This is a genomic window from Streptomyces sp. NPDC021019 (assembly GCF_044333295.1).
In the GTDB taxonomy this organism is placed as follows: Bacteria; Actinomycetota; Actinomycetes; order Streptomycetales; family Streptomycetaceae; genus Streptomyces.
In genome coordinates this window covers 1,150,849-1,168,958 of the sequence record NZ_JBIRQR010000001.1, presented here as the reverse complement: position 1 = coordinate 1,168,958, position 18,110 = coordinate 1,150,849, and the positions used below count along the sequence as shown (strand labels likewise).

13 protein-coding genes are annotated in these 18,110 nt (G+C 66.2%); all 13 read right to left on the bottom strand.

Annotation, left to right across the window (positions count from 1 at the left end; all coding sequences use genetic code 11):
* Positions 1–55: 55 nt before the first annotated feature.
* Positions 56–1,249, bottom strand: a complete 1,194-nt coding sequence (gene tuf / locus ACH4RG_RS05470; protein WP_018960199.1) for an elongation factor Tu — start codon at positions 1,247–1,249, stop codon at positions 56–58.
* A 157-nt stretch (positions 1,250–1,406) separates the two neighbouring features.
* Positions 1,407–3,536 carry an elongation factor G gene (gene fusA / locus ACH4RG_RS05465; protein ID WP_397919866.1) on the bottom strand — a complete coding sequence of 710 codons (2,130 nt, stop codon included), beginning with the start codon at positions 3,534–3,536 and terminating at the stop codon, positions 1,407–1,409.
* A gap of 38 nt (positions 3,537–3,574) precedes the next feature.
* On the bottom strand, positions 3,575–4,045 hold the full coding sequence (rpsG, locus tag ACH4RG_RS05460) for a 30S ribosomal protein S7 (RefSeq protein WP_003966970.1): 471 nt from the start codon (positions 4,043–4,045) through the stop codon (positions 3,575–3,577).
* 2 nt (positions 4,046–4,047) lie between these two features.
* Entirely contained in the window at positions 4,048–4,419 is a 372-nt protein-coding gene (rpsL, locus tag ACH4RG_RS05455; protein WP_003948652.1) for a 30S ribosomal protein S12, read from the bottom strand.
* Positions 4,420–4,888: 469 nt separating this feature from the next.
* On the bottom strand, positions 4,889–8,788 hold the full coding sequence (locus ACH4RG_RS05450) for a DNA-directed RNA polymerase subunit beta' (protein WP_371625334.1): 3,900 nt from the start codon (positions 8,786–8,788) through the stop codon (positions 4,889–4,891).
* Positions 8,789–8,886: 98 nt separating this feature from the next.
* Positions 8,887–12,372: a DNA-directed RNA polymerase subunit beta gene (gene rpoB / locus ACH4RG_RS05445; protein ID WP_397919864.1), complete on the bottom strand. Its 3,486-nt coding sequence runs from the start codon at positions 12,370–12,372 to the stop codon at positions 8,887–8,889.
* 623 nt (positions 12,373–12,995) lie between these two features.
* Positions 12,996–13,379 (bottom strand): 50S ribosomal protein L7/L12, encoded by a 384-nt coding sequence (gene rplL, locus ACH4RG_RS05440; protein WP_010058811.1) that lies wholly within the window; start codon positions 13,377–13,379, stop codon positions 12,996–12,998.
* An 84-nt stretch (positions 13,380–13,463) separates the two neighbouring features.
* Positions 13,464–14,021, bottom strand: coding sequence for a 50S ribosomal protein L10 (rplJ, locus tag ACH4RG_RS05435; protein ID WP_103534810.1), 558 nt, complete (start codon positions 14,019–14,021; stop codon positions 13,464–13,466).
* A 273-nt stretch (positions 14,022–14,294) separates the two neighbouring features.
* The gene (locus ACH4RG_RS05430) at positions 14,295–15,212 is read right to left on the bottom strand and encodes a hypothetical protein (protein WP_397919862.1); all 918 of its coding nucleotides are present in this window, start codon (positions 15,210–15,212) and stop codon (positions 14,295–14,297) included.
* 170 nt (positions 15,213–15,382) lie between these two features.
* Entirely contained in the window at positions 15,383–16,105 is a 723-nt protein-coding gene (gene rplA / locus ACH4RG_RS05425) for a 50S ribosomal protein L1 (RefSeq protein WP_398539146.1), read from the bottom strand.
* Positions 16,106–16,185: 80 nt separating this feature from the next.
* Positions 16,186–16,620, bottom strand: a complete 435-nt coding sequence (gene rplK, locus ACH4RG_RS05420; protein WP_010058817.1) for a 50S ribosomal protein L11 — start codon at positions 16,618–16,620, stop codon at positions 16,186–16,188.
* 176 nt (positions 16,621–16,796) lie between these two features.
* Positions 16,797–17,708, bottom strand: a complete 912-nt coding sequence (gene nusG, locus ACH4RG_RS05415) for a transcription termination/antitermination protein NusG (RefSeq protein WP_397919860.1) — start codon at positions 17,706–17,708, stop codon at positions 16,797–16,799.
* Positions 17,709–17,781: 73 nt separating this feature from the next.
* On the bottom strand, positions 17,782–18,069 hold the full coding sequence (secE, locus tag ACH4RG_RS05410; protein WP_018960177.1) for a preprotein translocase subunit SecE: 288 nt from the start codon (positions 18,067–18,069) through the stop codon (positions 17,782–17,784).
* Between the last annotated feature and the right edge of the window lie 41 nt (positions 18,070–18,110).

Below are 18,110 nucleotides of genomic sequence, written 5' to 3'. Positions count from 1 at the left end.
TGCGGGGCCCTTCTTGCGACTCAGCGAGCCACCAGGTCCAAGGACCAAGCAGAAACTACTTGATGATCTTGGTGACCTGGCCGGCGCCCACGGTCCGGCCACCCTCACGGATGGCGAACTTCAGGCCCTCTTCCATGGCGACCGGCTGGATCAGCGCGACGTCCATGAGGGTGTTGTCACCCGGCATGACCATCTCGGTGCCCTCGGGAAGGGTCACAACGCCCGTCACGTCCGTGGTACGGAAGTAGAACTGCGGGCGGTAGTTGTTGAAGAACGGGGTGTGACGGCCACCCTCGTCCTTCGACAGGATGTAGGACTGCGCCTGGAACTCGGTGTGCGGCGTGACCGAGCCGGGCTTGATGATGACCTGGCCGCGCTCGACGTCCTCGCGCTTGATGCCACGGAGGAGCAGACCGACGTTCTCACCGGCCTGGCCCTCGTCGAGCAGCTTGCGGAACATCTCGATGCCGGTGACCGTGGTGGTGGTCTTCTCGGTCTTGATACCGACGATGTCGACGGTCTCGTTGACCTTCAGGACACCACGCTCGATGCGGCCGGTGACGACCGTACCGCGACCGGTGATCGTGAAGACGTCCTCGATCGGCATGAGGAACGGCTTCTCGACGTCACGCTCGGGCTGCGGGATGGACTCGTCGACGGCCTTCATCAGGTCGAGGACGGTCTGGCCCCACTCCTTGTCGCCCTCGAGCGCCTTGAGCGCCGAGACCTTGACGACCGGGAGGTCGTCGCCCGGGAACTCGTACTCGGAGAGGAGCTCACGGACCTCGAGCTCGACGAGCTCCAGGATCTCCTCGTCGTCCACCATGTCGGCCTTGTTCAGCGCGACGACGATGTAGGGGACGCCGACCTGGCGGGCCAGGAGGACGTGCTCCTTCGTCTGCGGCATCGGGCCGTCGGTGGCCGCGACCACGAGGATGGCGCCGTCCATCTGCGCCGCACCCGTGATCATGTTCTTGATGTAGTCCGCGTGACCGGGGCAGTCGACGTGCGCGTAGTGACGCGACTCCGTCTGGTACTCGACGTGCGCGATGGAGATGGTGATACCGCGCTGGCGCTCTTCGGGAGCCTTGTCGATCTGGTCAAAGGCCGAGGCCTCGTTCAGGTCCGGGTACGCGTCGTGCAGCACCTTGGTAATGGCGGCCGTGAGGGTCGTCTTACCGTGGTCGATGTGACCGATGGTGCCGATGTTGACGTGCGGCTTAGTCCGCTCGAACTTTGCCTTCGCCACTGGGGTCCTCCTGAGTGGTTCTGTACGCCTTGCTTCATCGGCGCCAGGTGATCTTTGCTGGGGTGCCGGCGCCGGGGGCATTCCGCACAGTGCTGACGCGCTGTGCGGAATGCCCGCCCGGCTCCGGTGACAAGCCTAAAGCGTGAGCTCGGGAGAGTTACTCGCCCTTGGCCTTCGCGATGATCTCCTCGGCGACGTTCCGCGGAACCTCGGCGTAGGAGTCGAACTGCATCGAGTAGCTTGCGCGACCCGAGGTCTTGCTGCGGAGGTCTCCGACGTAGCCGAACATCTCCGAGAGGGGCACGAGGCCCTTCACGACGCGAGCGCCGCTGCGCTCCTCCATGGCCTGGATCTGGCCACGGCGGGAGTTGAGGTCGCCGATGACATCGCCCATGTAGTCCTCGGGCGTGGTGACCTCGACGGCCATCATCGGCTCGAGGAGCACGGGAGAGGCCTTGCGGGCACCCTCCTTGAACGCCTGCGAACCGGCGATCTTGAAGGCGAGCTCCGAGGAGTCGACCTCGTGGTAACCACCGTCGAGAAGGGTGACGCGGACGCCGACCATCTCGTAACCGGCCAGGATGCCGAACTGCATGGCTTCCTGAGCACCCGCGTCCACCGAGGGAATGTACTCACGGGGGATACGGCCACCGGTGACCTTGTTGACGAACTCGTAGGAGGCGTCGCCACCCTCGATGGGCTCGAGGGCGATCTGCACCTTCGCGAACTGGCCGGTACCACCAGTCTGCTTCTTGTGCGTGAAGTCGATGCGCTCGACGGCCTTGCGGATCGTCTCGCGGTACGCGACCTGGGGCTTGCCGACGTTCGCCTCGACGCGGAACTCGCGCTTCATGCGGTCGACGAGCACCTCGAGGTGAAGCTCGCCCATACCACCGATGATGGTCTGGCCGGTCTCCTCGTCGGAGTGCACCTGGAAGGAGGGGTCCTCCTCCGAGAGGCGCTGGATGGCGACACCCAGCTTCTCCTGGTCACCCTTGGACTTCGGCTCGATGGCGACCTGAATGACCGGCGCCGGGAAGTCCATGGACTCCAGGATGACCGGGTTCTTGTCGTCGCACAGCGTCTCACCGGTGGTGGTCTGCTTGAGACCCATGACGGCGATGATGTCGCCGGCGCCCACCGATGCGATCTCCTCACGCTTGTTCGCGTGCATGCGGTAGATCTTGCCGATGCGCTCCTTCTTGCCCTTGACGGAGTTCAGCACCGCGGTGCCGGCCTCCAGGCGACCGGAGTAGATCCGGACGAAGGTGAGCTTGCCCAGGTGCGGGTCGCTCGCGATCTTGAACGCCAGGCCGGAGAACGGCTCGTCGTCCGAGGGCTTGCGCTGGATGACCTTCTCCGGGTCCTTCACGTCGTGGCCCTCGATGGCCTCGACGTCCAGGGGGGAAGGCAGGTAGCGCACGACCGCGTCGAGCAGGGGCTGGACGCCCTTGTTCTTGAACGCGGTGCCACAGAACACCGGGGTGACGGTGACGGAGTCGGCGCTGCCCTTGGAGGCCAGCGTGATGCGGCGGATCGCCTCGTGCAGCTGCTCCTGGGTGGGCTCGGTGCCCTCCAGGTACAGCTCCATCATGTCGTCGTCGTTCTCGGCCACGGCCTCCAGGAGCTTGCCGCGCCACTCGGCGGCCGACTCCTTGAGGTTCTCCGGGATCTCGACGGTGTTGTACATCTCGCCCTTGGCGGCCTCTTCGGGGTACACGAAGGCCTGCATCGACACGAGGTCGACGACGCCGGTGAAGTCCGCTTCGGCGCCAATGGGGAGCTGCATGACGATCGGGGTCGCGCCGAGGCGGTCGATGATCATCTGGACGCAACGGAAGAAGTCGGCACCGGTGCGGTCGAGCTTGTTGACGAAGCAGATACGCGGCACGCCGTAGCGGTCCGCCTGACGCCAGACGGTCTCGGACTGCGGCTCGACGCCGGCCACACCGTCGAACACGGTGACGGCGCCGTCGAGGACGCGGAGCGAACGCTCCACCTCGACGGTGAAGTCGACGTGACCCGGGGTGTCGATGATGTTGATGGTGTGGTCAACATCGTTGAGCGGCCAGTGGCAGGTCGTCGCGGCGGACGTGATCGTGATGCCGCGCTCCTGCTCCTGCTCCATCCAGTCCATCGTGGCAGCGCCGTCGTGGACTTCACCGATCTTGTAGCTCACACCGGTGTAGAAGAGGATCCGCTCAGTGGTGGTCGTCTTCCCCGCGTCGATGTGGGCCATGATCCCAATGTTGCGGACCTTGGCCAGGTCAAGCGAAGTGGTGGCCATAAGGCTCAATCTTCTCTCGGTCTCGATGGGGGTAGCGACTACCAGCGGTAGTGCGCGAAGGCCTTGTTGGACTCGGCCATCTTGTGGGTGTCCTCACGCTTCTTGACCGAAGCGCCGAGGCCGTTGGAGGCGTCGAGCAGTTCGTTCATGAGGCGCTCGGTCATGGTCTTCTCGCGGCGGGCGCGGGAGTAGCCGACGAGCCAGCGCAGGGCGAGGGTGGAGGCGCGACCGGGCTTGACCTCGATCGGCACCTGGTAGGTGGCGCCACCGACACGGCGGGACTTGACCTCGAGCGACGGCTTGACGTTCTCAAGCGCGCGCTTCAGCGTGATGACCGGGTCGTTGCCGGTCTTCTCGCGGAGGCCTTCCATGGCGCCGTACACGATCCGCTCGGCGGTGGAACGCTTGCCGTCGAGGAGGATCTTGTTGATCAGCGAGGTGACAAGAGGAGAGCTGTAGACCGGGTCGATGATGACCGGGCGCTTCGGGGCGGGGCCCTTACGAGGCATTCTTACTTCTCCTTCTTGGCGCCGTAGCGGCTGCGGGCCTGCTTGCGGTTCTTGACACCCTGGGTGTCAAGGGAGCCGCGGATGATCTTGTAACGAACACCCGGCAGGTCCTTCACACGGCCACCACGCACGAGCACGATGGAGTGCTCCTGCAGGTTGTGTCCCTCACCCGGGATGTAGGCCGTGACCTCGATGCCGGAGGTCAGACGCACACGCGCGACCTTACGGAGCGCCGAGTTCGGCTTCTTCGGGGTGGTCGTGAACACACGCGTGCAGACGCCACGCCGCTGGGGCGAACCCTCGAGCGCGGGCGTCTTGTTCTTCTCGACCTTGTCCTGCCGGCCCTTCCGGACCAGCTGCTGGATCGTAGGCACTACTTCTCCGGTTTCTGTGTGCCGTTCGTGAAACTAACCTGGAACATCGCCCGACCCACGCGGTCGGGTGTGTCGAATACTGCGGACTTCCGCCCCAAGGGCAGAAGGGCGCAGATTGCGGTGGCTACGGACAGACTCGCGATGCGGTTGAGGACACGCACACGAGCCCAGGCACACCCCAGGCACAAGGCTTGAGCGTACCTACCTCACGGAGCTGGGTCAAAACAAATGCTGTCCACGCCGACACGCCGGGGCGCCGACGCCTCCCGGCCGACGGCGACGACCACCCGCGTCCGCCCGTACGCGCAGGTCCGCGCCCCGGAAGGCCCGCCGCCCGCCGCCCGGCCGTGTCCGGGCCCCACAGGGCCACTCAGGGCCCGGGAAGGCCCCGCCCCGCGCACGCCGGAGGGCGGCCACCCCGTGGTGTACGGGGTGACCGCCCTCCGGTCGTCAAGCGACGAGCACTCGCTTACTGGTTGTACGGACCGTAGTCGTAGTCCTCCAGCGGGACGGCCTGGCCGGAGCCGGTGCCGAACGGCGAGTAGTCGATGTCGTCGTAGCCGACGGCCGAGTACATCGCGGCCTTGGCCTCCTCGGTCGGCTCGACCCGGATGTTGCGGTAGCGGGACAGGCCCGTACCGGCCGGGATGAGCTTACCGATGATGACGTTCTCCTTGAGGCCGATCAGGGAGTCCGACTTGGCGTTGATCGCCGCGTCGGTGAGGACCCTGGTCGTCTCCTGGAAGGACGCCGCCGACAGCCACGACTCGGTGGCGAGCGAGGCCTTGGTGATACCCATCAGCTGCGGACGGCCGGAGGCGGGGTGACCGCCCTCGGTGACCACACGACGGTTCTCGGTCTCGAACTTCGACCGCTCGACCAGCTCGCCCGGAAGCAGCTCCGCGTCGCCGGACTCGATGATCGTCACGCGGCGGAGCATCTGCCGGATGATGATCTCGATGTGCTTGTCGTGGATCGACACGCCCTGCGAGTTGTAGACCTTCTGGACTTCGCCGACCAGGTGGACCTGGACGGCACGCTGGCCGAGGATGCGCAGCACGTCGTGCGGGTTGGTCGCACCGACGGTGAGCTTCTGGCCCACCTCGACCGGGTCGCCCTCGCCCACGAGCAGACGGGCACGCTTCGAGATCGGGAACGCCGTCTCGTCGCTGCCGTCGTCCGGGGTGACGACGAGCTTCTTGGTCTTCTCGGTCTCCTCGATCCGCACGCGGCCCTTGGCCTCGGAGATCGGGGCGACACCCTTGGGCGTACGGGCTTCGAAGAGCTCGACGACTCGGGGCAGACCCTGGGTGATGTCGTCACCGGCCACACCACCGGTGTGGAAGGTACGCATCGTCAGCTGGGTGCCGGGCTCACCGATGGACTGGGCGGCGATGATGCCGACCGCCTCACCGATGTCGACCAGCTTGCCGGTGGCGAGCGAGCGTCCGTAGCAGAAGGCACAGGTGCCGACCGCGGACTCGCAGGTCAGGACCGAACGGGTCTTGACCTCCTCGACGCCGGCGCCCACCAGGGCGTCGATCAGGACGTCACCGAGGTCGACGTTGGCAGGCGCGATGACCTTGCCGTCCACCACGACGTCCTCGGCGAGCATGCGGGCGTAGACCGAGGTCTCGACGTCCTCCGTCTTGCGGAGCACGCCGTCGGCGCCCTTGACCGCGATCTTCAGCTTGAGGCCGCGGTCGGTGCCGCAGTCCTCCTCGCGAATGATCACGTCCTGCGAGACGTCCACCAGACGACGGGTCAGGTAACCCGAGTCGGCGGTACGCAGGGCGGTGTCCGCCAGACCCTTACGGGCACCGTGCGTGGAGATGAAGTACTCCAGAACGGTGAGGCCCTCACGGAAGGACGCCTTGATGGGACGGGGAATCGTCTCGTTCTTGGCGTTCGACACCAGACCACGCATACCCGCGATCTGACGCATCTGCATCATGTTTCCTCGGGCACCCGAGTCGACCATCATGAAGATGGGGTTCGTCTTCGGGAAGTTCGCGTTCATCGCCTCGGCAACCTCGTTGGTCGCCTTGGTCCAGATCGCGATGAGCTCCTGCGTGCGCTCGTCCTTGGTGATGAGACCGCGCTCGTACTGCTTCTGGACCTTCTCGTCCTGCTCCTCGTAGCCCTTGACGATGGCCTTCTTGGCCTCGGGCACGACGACGTCGGAGATGGCCACGGTGACGCCCGAACGGGTCGCCCAGTGGAAGCCCGCCGCCTTCAGGTTGTCGAGCGTCGCCGCCACGATGACCTTGGGGTAGCGCTCGGCCAGGTCGTTGACGATCTCGGAGAGCTGCTTCTTGCCCACCGAGTAGTCGACGAACGGGTAGTCCTCGGGCAGCAGCTCGTTGAAGAGCGCGCGGCCCAGGCTGGTCCGCAGCCGGAAGGTGTCGCCGGGCTGGTACTCCGGCTCACCCTCCTCGGCGACCGGCGGCACCCAGCCACGCGGCGGCATGGTGCCGACCGGGAAGCGGATGTCGACCTTCGCCTGGAGCGACAGCTCGCGGGCGTCGAAGGCCATGGTGGCCTCGGCCGTGGAGCCGAACGCTCGGTCCGTGCCCTTGACGTTGCGGCCCTCTTCGTCCGTCGTGAGGAAGAAGAGGCCCAGCACCATGTCCTGGGTCGGCATGGTGACGGGACGACCGTCGGCCGGCTTCAGGATGTTGTTCGAGGACAGCATCAGGATGCGGGCCTCGGCCTGCGCCTCCGCGGAGAGCGGCAGGTGCACGGCCATCTGGTCACCGTCGAAGTCCGCGTTGAACGCGGTGCAGACGAGCGGGTGGATCTGGATGGCCTTGCCCTCGACCAGCTGCGGCTCGAAGGCCTGGATGCCCAGGCGGTGCAGGGTGGGCGCACGGTTCAGCAGCACCGGGTGCTCGGCGATGACCTCTTCGAGGACGTCGTACACGACGGTGCGGCCACGCTCGACCATGCGCTTGGCCGACTTGATGTTCTGCGCGTGGTTCAGGTCCACCAGGCGCTTCATCACGAACGGCTTGAAGAGCTCCAGCGCCATCGCCTTCGGCAGACCGCACTGGTGCAGCTTGAGCTGCGGACCGACGACGATCACGGAACGCGCGGAGTAGTCCACGCGCTTGCCGAGGAGGTTCTGACGGAAACGACCCTGCTTGCCCTTGAGCATGTCGCTCAGGGACTTCAGCGGGCGGTTGCCGGGACCGGTGACCGGGCGACCGCGGCGACCGTTGTCGAACAGCGCGTCGACGGCCTCCTGCAGCATCCGCTTCTCGTTGTTCACGATGATCTCGGGGGCGCCGAGGTCAAGGAGACGCTTGAGGCGGTTGTTGCGGTTGATCACACGGCGGTACAGGTCGTTCAGGTCGGAGGTCGCGAAGCGGCCACCGTCCAGCTGCACCATCGGACGCAGGTCCGGCGGGATGACCGGCACGCAGTCGAGCACCATGCCCTTGGGCTTGTTGCTGGTCTGCAGGAACGCCGAGACGACCTTGAGGCGCTTGAGCGCACGGGTCTTCTTCTGGCCCTTGCCGGTGCGGATGATCTCGCGGAGGCGCTCGGCCTCCTCGTCGAGGTCGAAGGACTCCAGGCGCTTCTGGAGCGCCGCGGCGCCCATGCAGCCGTCGAAGTACGTGCCGAAGCGGTCACGCAGCTCGCGGTAGAGCAGCTCGTCGCCCTCCAGGTCCTGGACCTTGAGGTTCTTGAAGCGGCTCCACACCTCGTCGAGGCGGTCGATCTCGCGCTGCGCACGGTCGCGCAGCTGCTTCATCTCACGCTCGGCGCCTTCGCGCACCTTGCGGCGCACGTCCGCCTTGGCGCCCTCGGCCTCCAGCTCGGCCAGGTCGGTCTCGAGCTTCTTGGCGCGGGCCTCCAGGTCGGAGTCGCGACGGTTCTCGGTCTGCTGGCGCTCGACGGAGACGTGAGCCTCCAGGGAGGGCAGGTCGCGGGTACGACGCTCCTCGTCCACGAACGTGATCATGTACGCGGCGAAGTAGATGACCTTCTCGAGGTCCTTCGGCGCGAGGTCCAGCAGGTATCCGAGGCGCGAGGGAACGCCCTTGAAGTACCAGATGTGGGTGACGGGAGCGGCAAGCTCGATGTGGCCCATCCGCTCACGACGCACCTTGGCGCGAGTGACCTCGACGCCGCAGCGCTCACAGATGATGCCCTTGAAGCGGACACGCTTGTACTTGCCGCAGTAGCACTCCCAGTCCCGGGTCGGACCGAAGATCTTCTCGCAGAAGAGTCCGTCCTTCTCGGGCTTGAGCGTGCGGTAGTTGATGGTCTCCGGCTTCTTCACTTCGCCGTGCGACCAGGTCCGGATGTCGTCCGCGGTGGCAAGGCCGATCCGCAGCTCGTCGAAGAAGTTGACGTCGAGCACTTGTCGTCAATCCCTCTTTCGGGGTCTCGTCAAAATCAATGGTCTGAACGGGTCCGGGGAGGGCCGGCCGCCTCGGGATGAGGCGGCCGGCCGGCCCGTCAGACCTCTTCGACGCTGCTCGGCTCGCGCCGGGACAGGTCGATACCGAGTTCCTCCGCCGCGCGGAAGACGTCCTCGTCCGTGTCGCGCATCTCGATGGACATGCCGTCCGAGGACAGCACCTCCACGTTGAGGCAGAGCGACTGCATTTCCTTGATGAGCACCTTGAAGGACTCGGGAATGCCGGGCTCGGGGATGTTCTCGCCCTTGACGATGGCCTCGTAGACCTTCACGCGGCCGGTCACGTCGTCGGACTTGATCGTCAGGAGCTCCTGGAGGGCGTATGCGGCGCCGTAAGCCTCAAGGGCCCACACCTCCATCTCACCGAAGCGCTGACCACCGAACTGTGCCTTACCACCCAGCGGCTGCTGGGTGATCATGGAGTACGGGCCGGTCGAGCGCGCGTGCAGCTTGTCGTCGACCAGGTGGTGCAGCTTGAGGATGTACATGAACCCGACGGAGACCGGGTCCGGGAACGGCTCGCCGGAGCGGCCGTCGTAGAGCTGGGCCTTGCCGGAGGGCTGGACCAAACGGTCGCCGTCGCGGTTGGGGATCGTGGCCTGGAAGAGGCCGGTGATCTCGTCCTCGCGCGCACCGTCGAAGACGGGCGTGGCGACGTTGGTGCCGGGGGCGACCTGGTCGGCGCCGATGGCCTGCAGGCGCTGGGCCCACTCGTCACCGAGGCCGGAGACGTCCCAGCCGCGGCTGGCGAGCCAGCCGAGGTGGATCTCCAGGACCTGTCCCGGGTTCATTCGGGACGGGACACCCAGCGGGTTGAGGATGATGTCGACCGGGGTGCCGTCCTCCAGGAACGGCATGTCCTCGATCGGCAGGATCTTGGAGATGACGCCCTTGTTGCCGTGACGGCCGGCGAGCTTGTCACCATCGGTGATCTTGCGCTTCTGCGCGACGTAGACGCGGACCAGCTGGTTCACGCCCGGCGGCAGCTCGTCGCCCTCTTCGCGGTCGAAGACGCGGACGCCGATGACCTTGCCGATCTCACCGTGCGGCACCTTCAGCGAGGTGTCGCGCACCTCGCGCGCCTTCTCACCGAAGATCGCGCGGAGCAGGCGCTCCTCGGGGGTCAGCTCGGTCTCGCCCTTGGGCGTGACCTTGCCGACGAGGATGTCACCGGCGACGACCTCGGCACCGATCCGGATGATGCCGCGCTCGTCGAGGTCCGCGAGGACCTCTTCGGAGACGTTCGGGATGTCCCGGGTGATCTCCTCCGGGCCGAGCTTGGTGTCACGGGCGTCGACCTCGTGCTCCTCGATGTGGATCGAGGAGAGGACGTCGTCCTGCACGAGGCGCTGCGACAGGATGATCGCGTCCTCGTAGTTGTGACCCTCCCACGGCATGAACGCCACGAGCAGGTTCTTGCCGAGGGCCATCTCACCGTTCTCGGTGGCCGGTCCGTCGGCGAGCACCTGCTCGGCGACGATCCGGTCGCCCTCGGCGACGACGACCTTCTGGTTGACCGAGGTGCCCTGGTTGGAGCGCATGAACTTGGCGATGCGGTACGTGGTGTACGTGCCGTCGTCGTTCGTGACGGTGATGTAGTCCGCGGAGACCTCCTGGACCACACCGTCCTTCTCCGCCTTGAGGACGTCACCGGCGTCGGTGGCGCAGCGGTACTCCATGCCGGTGCCGACGAGCGGCGCCTCCGACTTGATGAGCGGCACCGCCTGACGCATCATGTTCGCGCCCATGAGGGCACGGTTGGCGTCGTCGTGCTCCAGGAAGGGGATCATCGCGGTGGCGACGGACACCATCTGGCGCGGCGAGACGTCCATGTAGTCGACCTCCGTGCCGGGCACGTAGTCGACCTCCCCGCCACGGCGGCGGACCAGGACGCGGGGCTCGGTGAAGCGCAGCTCCTCGGAGAGGGTCGCGTTCGCCTGGGCGATGACGTAGCGGTCCTCCTCGTCGGCCGTGATGTAGTCGACGTCATCGGTGACCTGACCGTCGACGACCTTGCGGTACGGCGTCTCGATGAAGCCGAACGCGTTGACGCGGCCGTACGAGGCGAGCGAACCGATCAGACCGATGTTCGGGCCTTCGGGGGTCTCGATCGGGCACATGCGTCCGTAGTGGGACGGGTGCACGTCACGGACCTCGAAGCCGGCCCGCTCGCGGGAGAGACCACCCGGGCCAAGAGCCGACAGGCGGCGCTTGTGGGTGAGACCCGACAGCGGGTTGTTCTGGTCCATGAACTGCGACAGCTGGCTGGTGCCGAAGAACTCCTTGATGGAGGCGACGACCGGCCGGATGTTGATCAGGGTCTGCGGCGTGATCGCCTCGACGTCCTGGGTGGTCATGCGCTCACGCACGACGCGCTCCATCCGCGCCAGGCCCGTACGGACCTGGTTCTGGATGAGCTCGCCGACGTTGCGCAGACGACGGTTGCCGAAGTGGTCGATGTCGTCGGTCTCGACGACGATCTCCCGGCCGGACTCACCGGTCGTCTCGGTCTCACCGGCGTGCAGCTTGACCAGGTACTTGATGGTCGCGATGACGTCGTCCGAGGTGAGCACCCCGGCGTCCAGCGGCTCATCGGCGCCGAGCTTCTTGTTCACCTTGTAGCGGCCGACCTTCGCGAGGTCGTAGCGCTTCGGGTTGAAGTAGAGGTTCTCGAGCAGCGTCTGAGCGGCCTCGCGCGTCGGCGGCTCGCCCGGACGCAGCTTGCGGTAGATGTCGAGCAGTGCGTCGTCCTGACCCTGGGTGTGGTCCTTCTCCAGGGTGGCGCGCATCGACTCGTACTCGCCGAACTCCTCCAGGATCTGCTCGGTGCTCCAGCCGAGCGCCTTCAGGAGGACGGTGACGGACTGCTTGCGCTTGCGGTCGATGCGGACACCGACCATGTCGCGCTTGTCGATCTCCATCTCCAGCCAGGCGCCCCGGGAGGGGATGATCTTGGCGGAGAAGATGTCCTTGTCGGACGTCTTGTCGATGGAGGAGTCGAAGTAGACACCCGGCGAGCGGACCAGCTGCGACACGACGACACGCTCGGTGCCGTTGATGACGAAGGTGCCCTTGTTGGTCATGAGCGGGAAATCGCCCATGAAGACCGTCTGGGACTTGATCTCGCCGGTCTCGTTGTTGGTGAACTCGGCCGTGACGAAGAGCGGCGCGGCGAACGTGAAGTCGCGCTCCTTGCACTCGTCGATCGAGTTCTTCGGGGGCTCGAAGCGGTGGTCGCGGAACGTAAGCGACATCGACCCGGAGAAGTCCTCGATCGGTGAGATCTCCTCGAAGATCTCCTCCAGGCCGGACTTGGTGGGGACGTCTTGTCCACTGTCCAGAGCAGCCTCGACGCGAGCCTTCCAGGCGGCGTTGCCCAGGAGCCAGTCAAAGCTCTCGGTCTGCAGCGCGAGGAGGTTCGGAACCTCGAGGGGCTCCTTGATCTTTGCAAAGGAGATGCGCAGCGGGGCGGTGCTGGCACCGTTGTTCGTATTCGCGGTCGAGGCGTTGCGCGAGGCGGCCAAGAGGGGGTCCTTCCGAGGGCTCGGACTCACTACGCGCGTACCGGTCCCACCCTGGCCACAGAGACAAACCGTTCCGAATCGGTCGCAAAACGACCAGGTCGGAGGGGGTCGGCCATCGGTGCTTCAGCGTGGGCATGCCCCTGGTGACGGGCAGGAGGCAGCTAACAGGCAGCGCAAAGGGTCAGTGTAGCCAAGCGGCACACTGATGTCCAGTCGGGGTTCTCAGAGACCCACGTTGCTCTCAACAGCTGTTCTCAACACCTATGTCTAGCCCTAGCCCTCGCGCGGGGTGCGCTCTTCTTTACTGCCCTCTTCACTCTCGATCCATGCCTCGGATACGGATCGAAGTGATGACGCGTCCTGAGAATTGCGCGCCGCGTCCGGTTCGTCAAGGCCCGCCGGTCCGATCGGACCTCCGGGAGCCTTCACCGGCCACCCCCGGGATGCCCACAGGACGCCCCTGAGGGGCCCGCGAGAGGCGCACGGCGAAGATCACCCTACTCGTCGTCGACGGAAGAGCAAGGCACCCGCCACGGGCACGCCGAAGGGCGACCACCCGGATGGGTGATCGCCCTTGGCGCGGGCACCGGAGCGCCCAGGGAGTCCGGAGGACTCCCGAGGTGTTACTTGACCTCGACGGAAGCGCCGGCGGCCTTGAGGGACTCGGCAGCCTTCTCGGCGGCCTCCTTGGCGACCTTCTCGAGGACCGGCTTCGGGGTGCCGTCGACGAGGTCCTTGGCCTCCTTGAGACCGAGCGAGGTCAGCTCACGCACGACCTTGATGACCTGGATCTTCTTCTCGCCGGCACCGGTGAGGATGACGTCGAACTCGTCCTGCTCCTCAGCGGCCTCGGCAACGGCGCCCGGGCCGGCCGGACCGGCGACGGCGACGGCCGCGGCGGCGGTGACGTCGAACTTCTCCTCGAAGGCCTTCACGAACTCGGAGAGCTCGATGAGGGTCATCTCTTCGAACTGCGCGAGCAGGTCGTCCTGGGACAGCTTCGCCATGATAGGCGTCCTTCCACTATTCGGCAGGTGCCGGATGTATATGTCGGCGGGCGTACGTGGAGCCCGCTGGACCGCTGAGCGAAATTACTCGGCGGCCTCGGCGGGAGCCGGAGTACCGGCACCGCCCTGCTCTTCCTTCTTGGCACGAAGAGCTTCCGCGGTGCGGACGAACTTCGACGGCAGGGCCTGGAAGACCTGCGCCGCCTGCGTCTGCTTGCCCTTGAAAGCACCGGCCAGCTTGGAGAGCAGAACCTCGCGGGACTCGAGGTCCGCGAGCTTCTTGAACTCATCGGCGGACAGCGCCTTACCGTCAAGGACACCGCCCTTGATGATGAGGTTGGGGTTGTCCTTGGCGAAGTCACGAAGACCCTTCGCCGACTCCACCGGGTCACCGGTGACGAAGGCAACCGCCGTCGGACCCGAGAACAGGTCGTCCAGCGTGTCGATCCCGGCCTCGTTGGCCGCAATCTTGGTCAGCGTGTTCTTCACCACGGCGTACTGGGCGTTCTCACCGAGCGAACGGCGCAGCTCCTTGAGCTGTGCCACGGTGAGACCCCGGTACTCGGTCAGCACGGCGGCGTTCGAGCTGCGGAACTGGTCCGTCAGCTCGGCTACCGCGGCAGCCTTGTCGGGCCTTGCCATGAGCGTCGGCCTCCTTCCGGGTGATGAGGACCGCTCAGAAGGGGCCGGGAAAGACGAAACGCCCCAGCACAAGTGCCAGGGCGCGGCTCGACCGAACAGAGTCCGGGAGCGTTCCACAGTCACCTGCGCAGGTCGTCCGATCTAGCGGAACCTTCGGTCACCGTCCCTCTGACGAGGCACAGTGACGACCAGCGGTCTTTGGCTTCTTGGTGAGACTACGCGACCGGATGGGGGACGAGCAAATCCGTCCCCGTTCGTCCCTTGCGGGAGGTGTCAGGCGGTGCCACCCGGGGTAGCGCCACCCTGCTTCAGCATCTCCTTGAAGTCCACGGTGTCCGAGGCCGCCGGCTTCTCGGAGGGGACCTCGGTGCCGTAGTCGCTGTAGAAGAGCGTCGAGTTGAACGTGCCGGTCTTCATCTCGCCGCGCTCCGTCTTCTTCACCAGCAGGTCGTTCTCGTCGACCCAGATGTCGACGGTCTGGGTGGTCACCCCGGCCAGGGCGAGCTGCTCCTTGAACGCGGCGAGCTGCTTCGCGTCCAGGTTGCTGTTCTTCGCGGTCAGGTCGGCCACGTCGACCGTGCCGGAGTAGTGCGTCGCGTCGACCCCGCGGACGTCCTCCTGGCCGACCTTCTTCACGTCGCCTGAGGCCAGGAGCGCCTTCACGCCCTGCTCGGGCGTGCTGTTCCGGATCTGGTCCTTCATGACGTCGCCGGAGGCCCCGCCCAGCTCGGCGAGGTCCTTGTAGGAATACCGGATCCAGTGCTTGCCGCCGGTGTTGGCCGCCATGGCGTCGCCCATGTTGGCGAAGTACTCGTCCTTGAAGTAGCGCGCCTCGACCGATCCGTCGCCGCCGGCCTGCTTCAGGGCGTCGCCCATGGTGCCGCCGGTGTACGTGATGGTCAGCGCGCCCGAGAGGCCGTCGGCCCAGCCGATGGACCCGGACTGCTTCATGGACATGGCGGTGCCTATCTCGGTGGTGCCCTCGACCTTCGCCGACTGGGCGCCTCCGGTCTTCTGCTGCACCTGCTTCAGCGCTGACACGGGGCTCGCCTTGGAGACGGCGCCCGCCTTGCCCTCTCCGGCGCCGTCAGAGCCCTTCGAGCCGTCGGAGCCACTACAGGCCGCTATCGACGTCAGTGCCGCCGCGGCGGCCAGAGCCGTGCCCATGCGTCGTGCCGTGCTCGTCCTCATGTACCCGTCCATCCCTCGTATCGTCCGTCGTCTCCCGCACAACAGTGGCACAGGGCACTGACAGACATGACTCCCTACGGATACGAGGACGGGCCCCGCACCTCGAAAGGTTGCGGGGCCCGTTCACACAGTGCACGCGTACGACGCGGCTACCGGGTGAGCATGGGAGCTCAGACGGAGGCCGGGTCCTCCTCGACGAGGAGGTTGCGGGTGCGGTTGGCGTCCAGCGGGATGCCGGGGCCCATCGTGGTGGCCAGGGTGGCCTTCTTGATGTAGCGGCCCTTGGCGGCGGACGGCTTCAGACGGAGGATCTCGTCCAGCGCCGCTGCGTAGTTCTCCACCAGCTTGGTCTCGTCGAACGAGGTCTTGCCGATGATGAAGTGCAGGTTCGAGTGCTTGTCGACGCGGAACTCGATCTTGCCGCCCTTGATGTCGTTGACAGCCTTCACGACATCGGGGGTGACGGTGCCGGTCTTCGGGTTCGGCATCAGACCACGCGGACCGAGCACGCGGCCGAGGCGGCCGACCTTGCCCATGAGGTCCGGGGTCGCGACGACGGCGTCGAAGTCCAGACGGCCCTTCGCCACCTCGTCGATGAGCTCGTCGGCGCCAACGATGTCGGCTCCGGCGGCTTCCGCGGCCGCAGCACGGTCACCGGTCGCGAAGACCAGGACCCGGGCGGTCTTGCCGGTGCCGTGCGGGAGGTTCACGGTGCCGCGGACCATCTGGTCGGCCTTGCGCGGGTCGACACCCAGGGCAAAGGCGACCTCGACGGTGCCGTCGAACTTCGTGGTGGACGTTTCCTTGGCGAGACGGACGGCCTCGAGCGGGGCGTAGGTACGCTCCCGGTCGATCTTGGCGTCCGCAGCGCGGAGGTTCTTGCTGCGCTTCACTTCTACTCCTGGGGTTTCAGAGTGTGGAGTCGTGGTGCGGACCAGCGCTTGGTCCTACCACTGGGGGTTACGGGGCTGAATCAGCCTTCGACCGTGATGCCCATGGAACGGGCGGTGCCGGCAATGATCTTCGACGCGGCGTCGAGGTCATTGGCGTTCAGGTCGGGGAGCTTCGTCGTGGCGATCTCGCGGACCTGGGCGGCCGTCAGCTTGGCGACCTTGGTCTTGTGCGGCTCGCCGGAGCCCTTGTCCACACCCGCGGCCTTGAGGATCAGCTTGGCGGCCGGCGGAGTCTTCGTGATGAAGGTGAAGGAACGGTCCTCGTAGACCGTGATCTCCACCGGCACGACCATGCCACGCTGCGACTCGGTCGCGGCGTTGTAGGCCTTGCAGAACTCCATGATGTTGACGCCGTGCTGACCGAGCGCGGGGCCGACCGGCGGGGCCGGGTTCGCCGCACCGGCGTTGATCTGGAGCTTGATGAGCCCCGTGACCTTCTTCTTCTTGGGAGGCATTGCTCTCTCCGGGTCCTATGAGAGTGTTTCGCCGCCGATTCCGGTCATCCGGACGGAGGCATACCGCACAACGATAACGGGTATAGCTGTGCGACCAAAAACCCAGCAGGTCAGAGCGGCTGCGAAGCCCCTCTGACCTGCTGGGTAGGCATGTGTCCAGAAACCGGCGGGAAGAGCTAGTTCTTCTGGATCTGGTCGAAGCTGAGCTCGACCGGGGTCTCGCGGCCGAAGATCTCGACGAGGCCCTTGACCTTCTTCGAGTCGGCGTTGATCTCGTTGATCGTGGCCTGCAGCGTGGCGAAGGGGCCGTCCGTGACGGTGACCGAGTCGCCGACCTCGAAGTCCAGCACCTGGACCTCGACCTTGCGGGACGGAGCCGGCTTGCCCTCGGCCTCGGCGGCCTCGCGGGCGGCCTTCTCCTCGGCCTCCGGAGCGAGCATCTTGACGATCTCGTCCAGGGTCAGCGGGTACGGGTCGTAGGCGTTGCCCACGAAGCCGGTGACGCCCGGCGTGTTCCGCACGACGCCCCAGGACTCGTTGGTCAGGTCCATGCGCACCAGCACGTAGCCGGGGAGCTTGTTCTGCCGGACGTTCTTGCGCTCGCCGTTCTTGATCTGGACGATTTCCTCTTCAGGCACCTCGGCCTGATAGACGAACTCCTCCACGTTCAGCGAGACGGCGCGCTGCTCCAGGTTGGCCTTCACGCGCTTCTCGTAACCGGCGTACGTGTGGATTACGTACCACTCGCCGGGGAGAGTGCGGAGCTCTTCGCGCAGGGCGGCGACGGGGTCGACGGGGGCGGCCGGCTCGGCCTCTTCCTCGTCGGCGCTCTCGTCGTCGGCCTCGTTCTCGTCGGCGCTCTCGTCCTCAGCGGCCTCGACCGCCTCGGCGGCGTCGTCCTCGTCGGGCTCCTGCGCCTCCACGTTCACGGCGGCCTGCTCGGCGGGCTCGCCGGCGGCGACGTCGGCGGCCTCGGCCTGGTCCGGGTCCACGGAGTCAGCAGCCTCAACGATGTCGAGCTCGTCCTTGGCGGACTCGAAGGCGCCAGCCTCGGGCTCGACGGCGTCGTTCAGGTTCGGGTCAGACACGATGGCTGCTTCTTCCTGGATACAAAGGGTGGAACGTGCGAAAGGGGCGCCGGGTCGGACGCCTTCCGCGAGATCAGCCGAAGACGTACTTGATGACCCGGGCGAAGCCCATGTCGAGAACGGTAACAAGACCGATCATGACGACGACGAACACGATCACCACGGAGGTGTACGTCGTGAGCTGGCTACGGGTCGGCCAGACAACCTTACGGAGTTCGGCGACGATCTGACGGTAGAACAGCGCGAGCCGACCCAGAGGGCCCTTCTTGCCGCGCTTGCCGCCCTTCCGGGTCTTCTTCTTCGACTCGGGAGCTTCATCCTCAGCATCAGGCATGTCGATGGAGCCCACGGCGTCCGTCACGCTACTCACCTGATTCCGGGTCGTGGCCGTGCCGCGCCCGG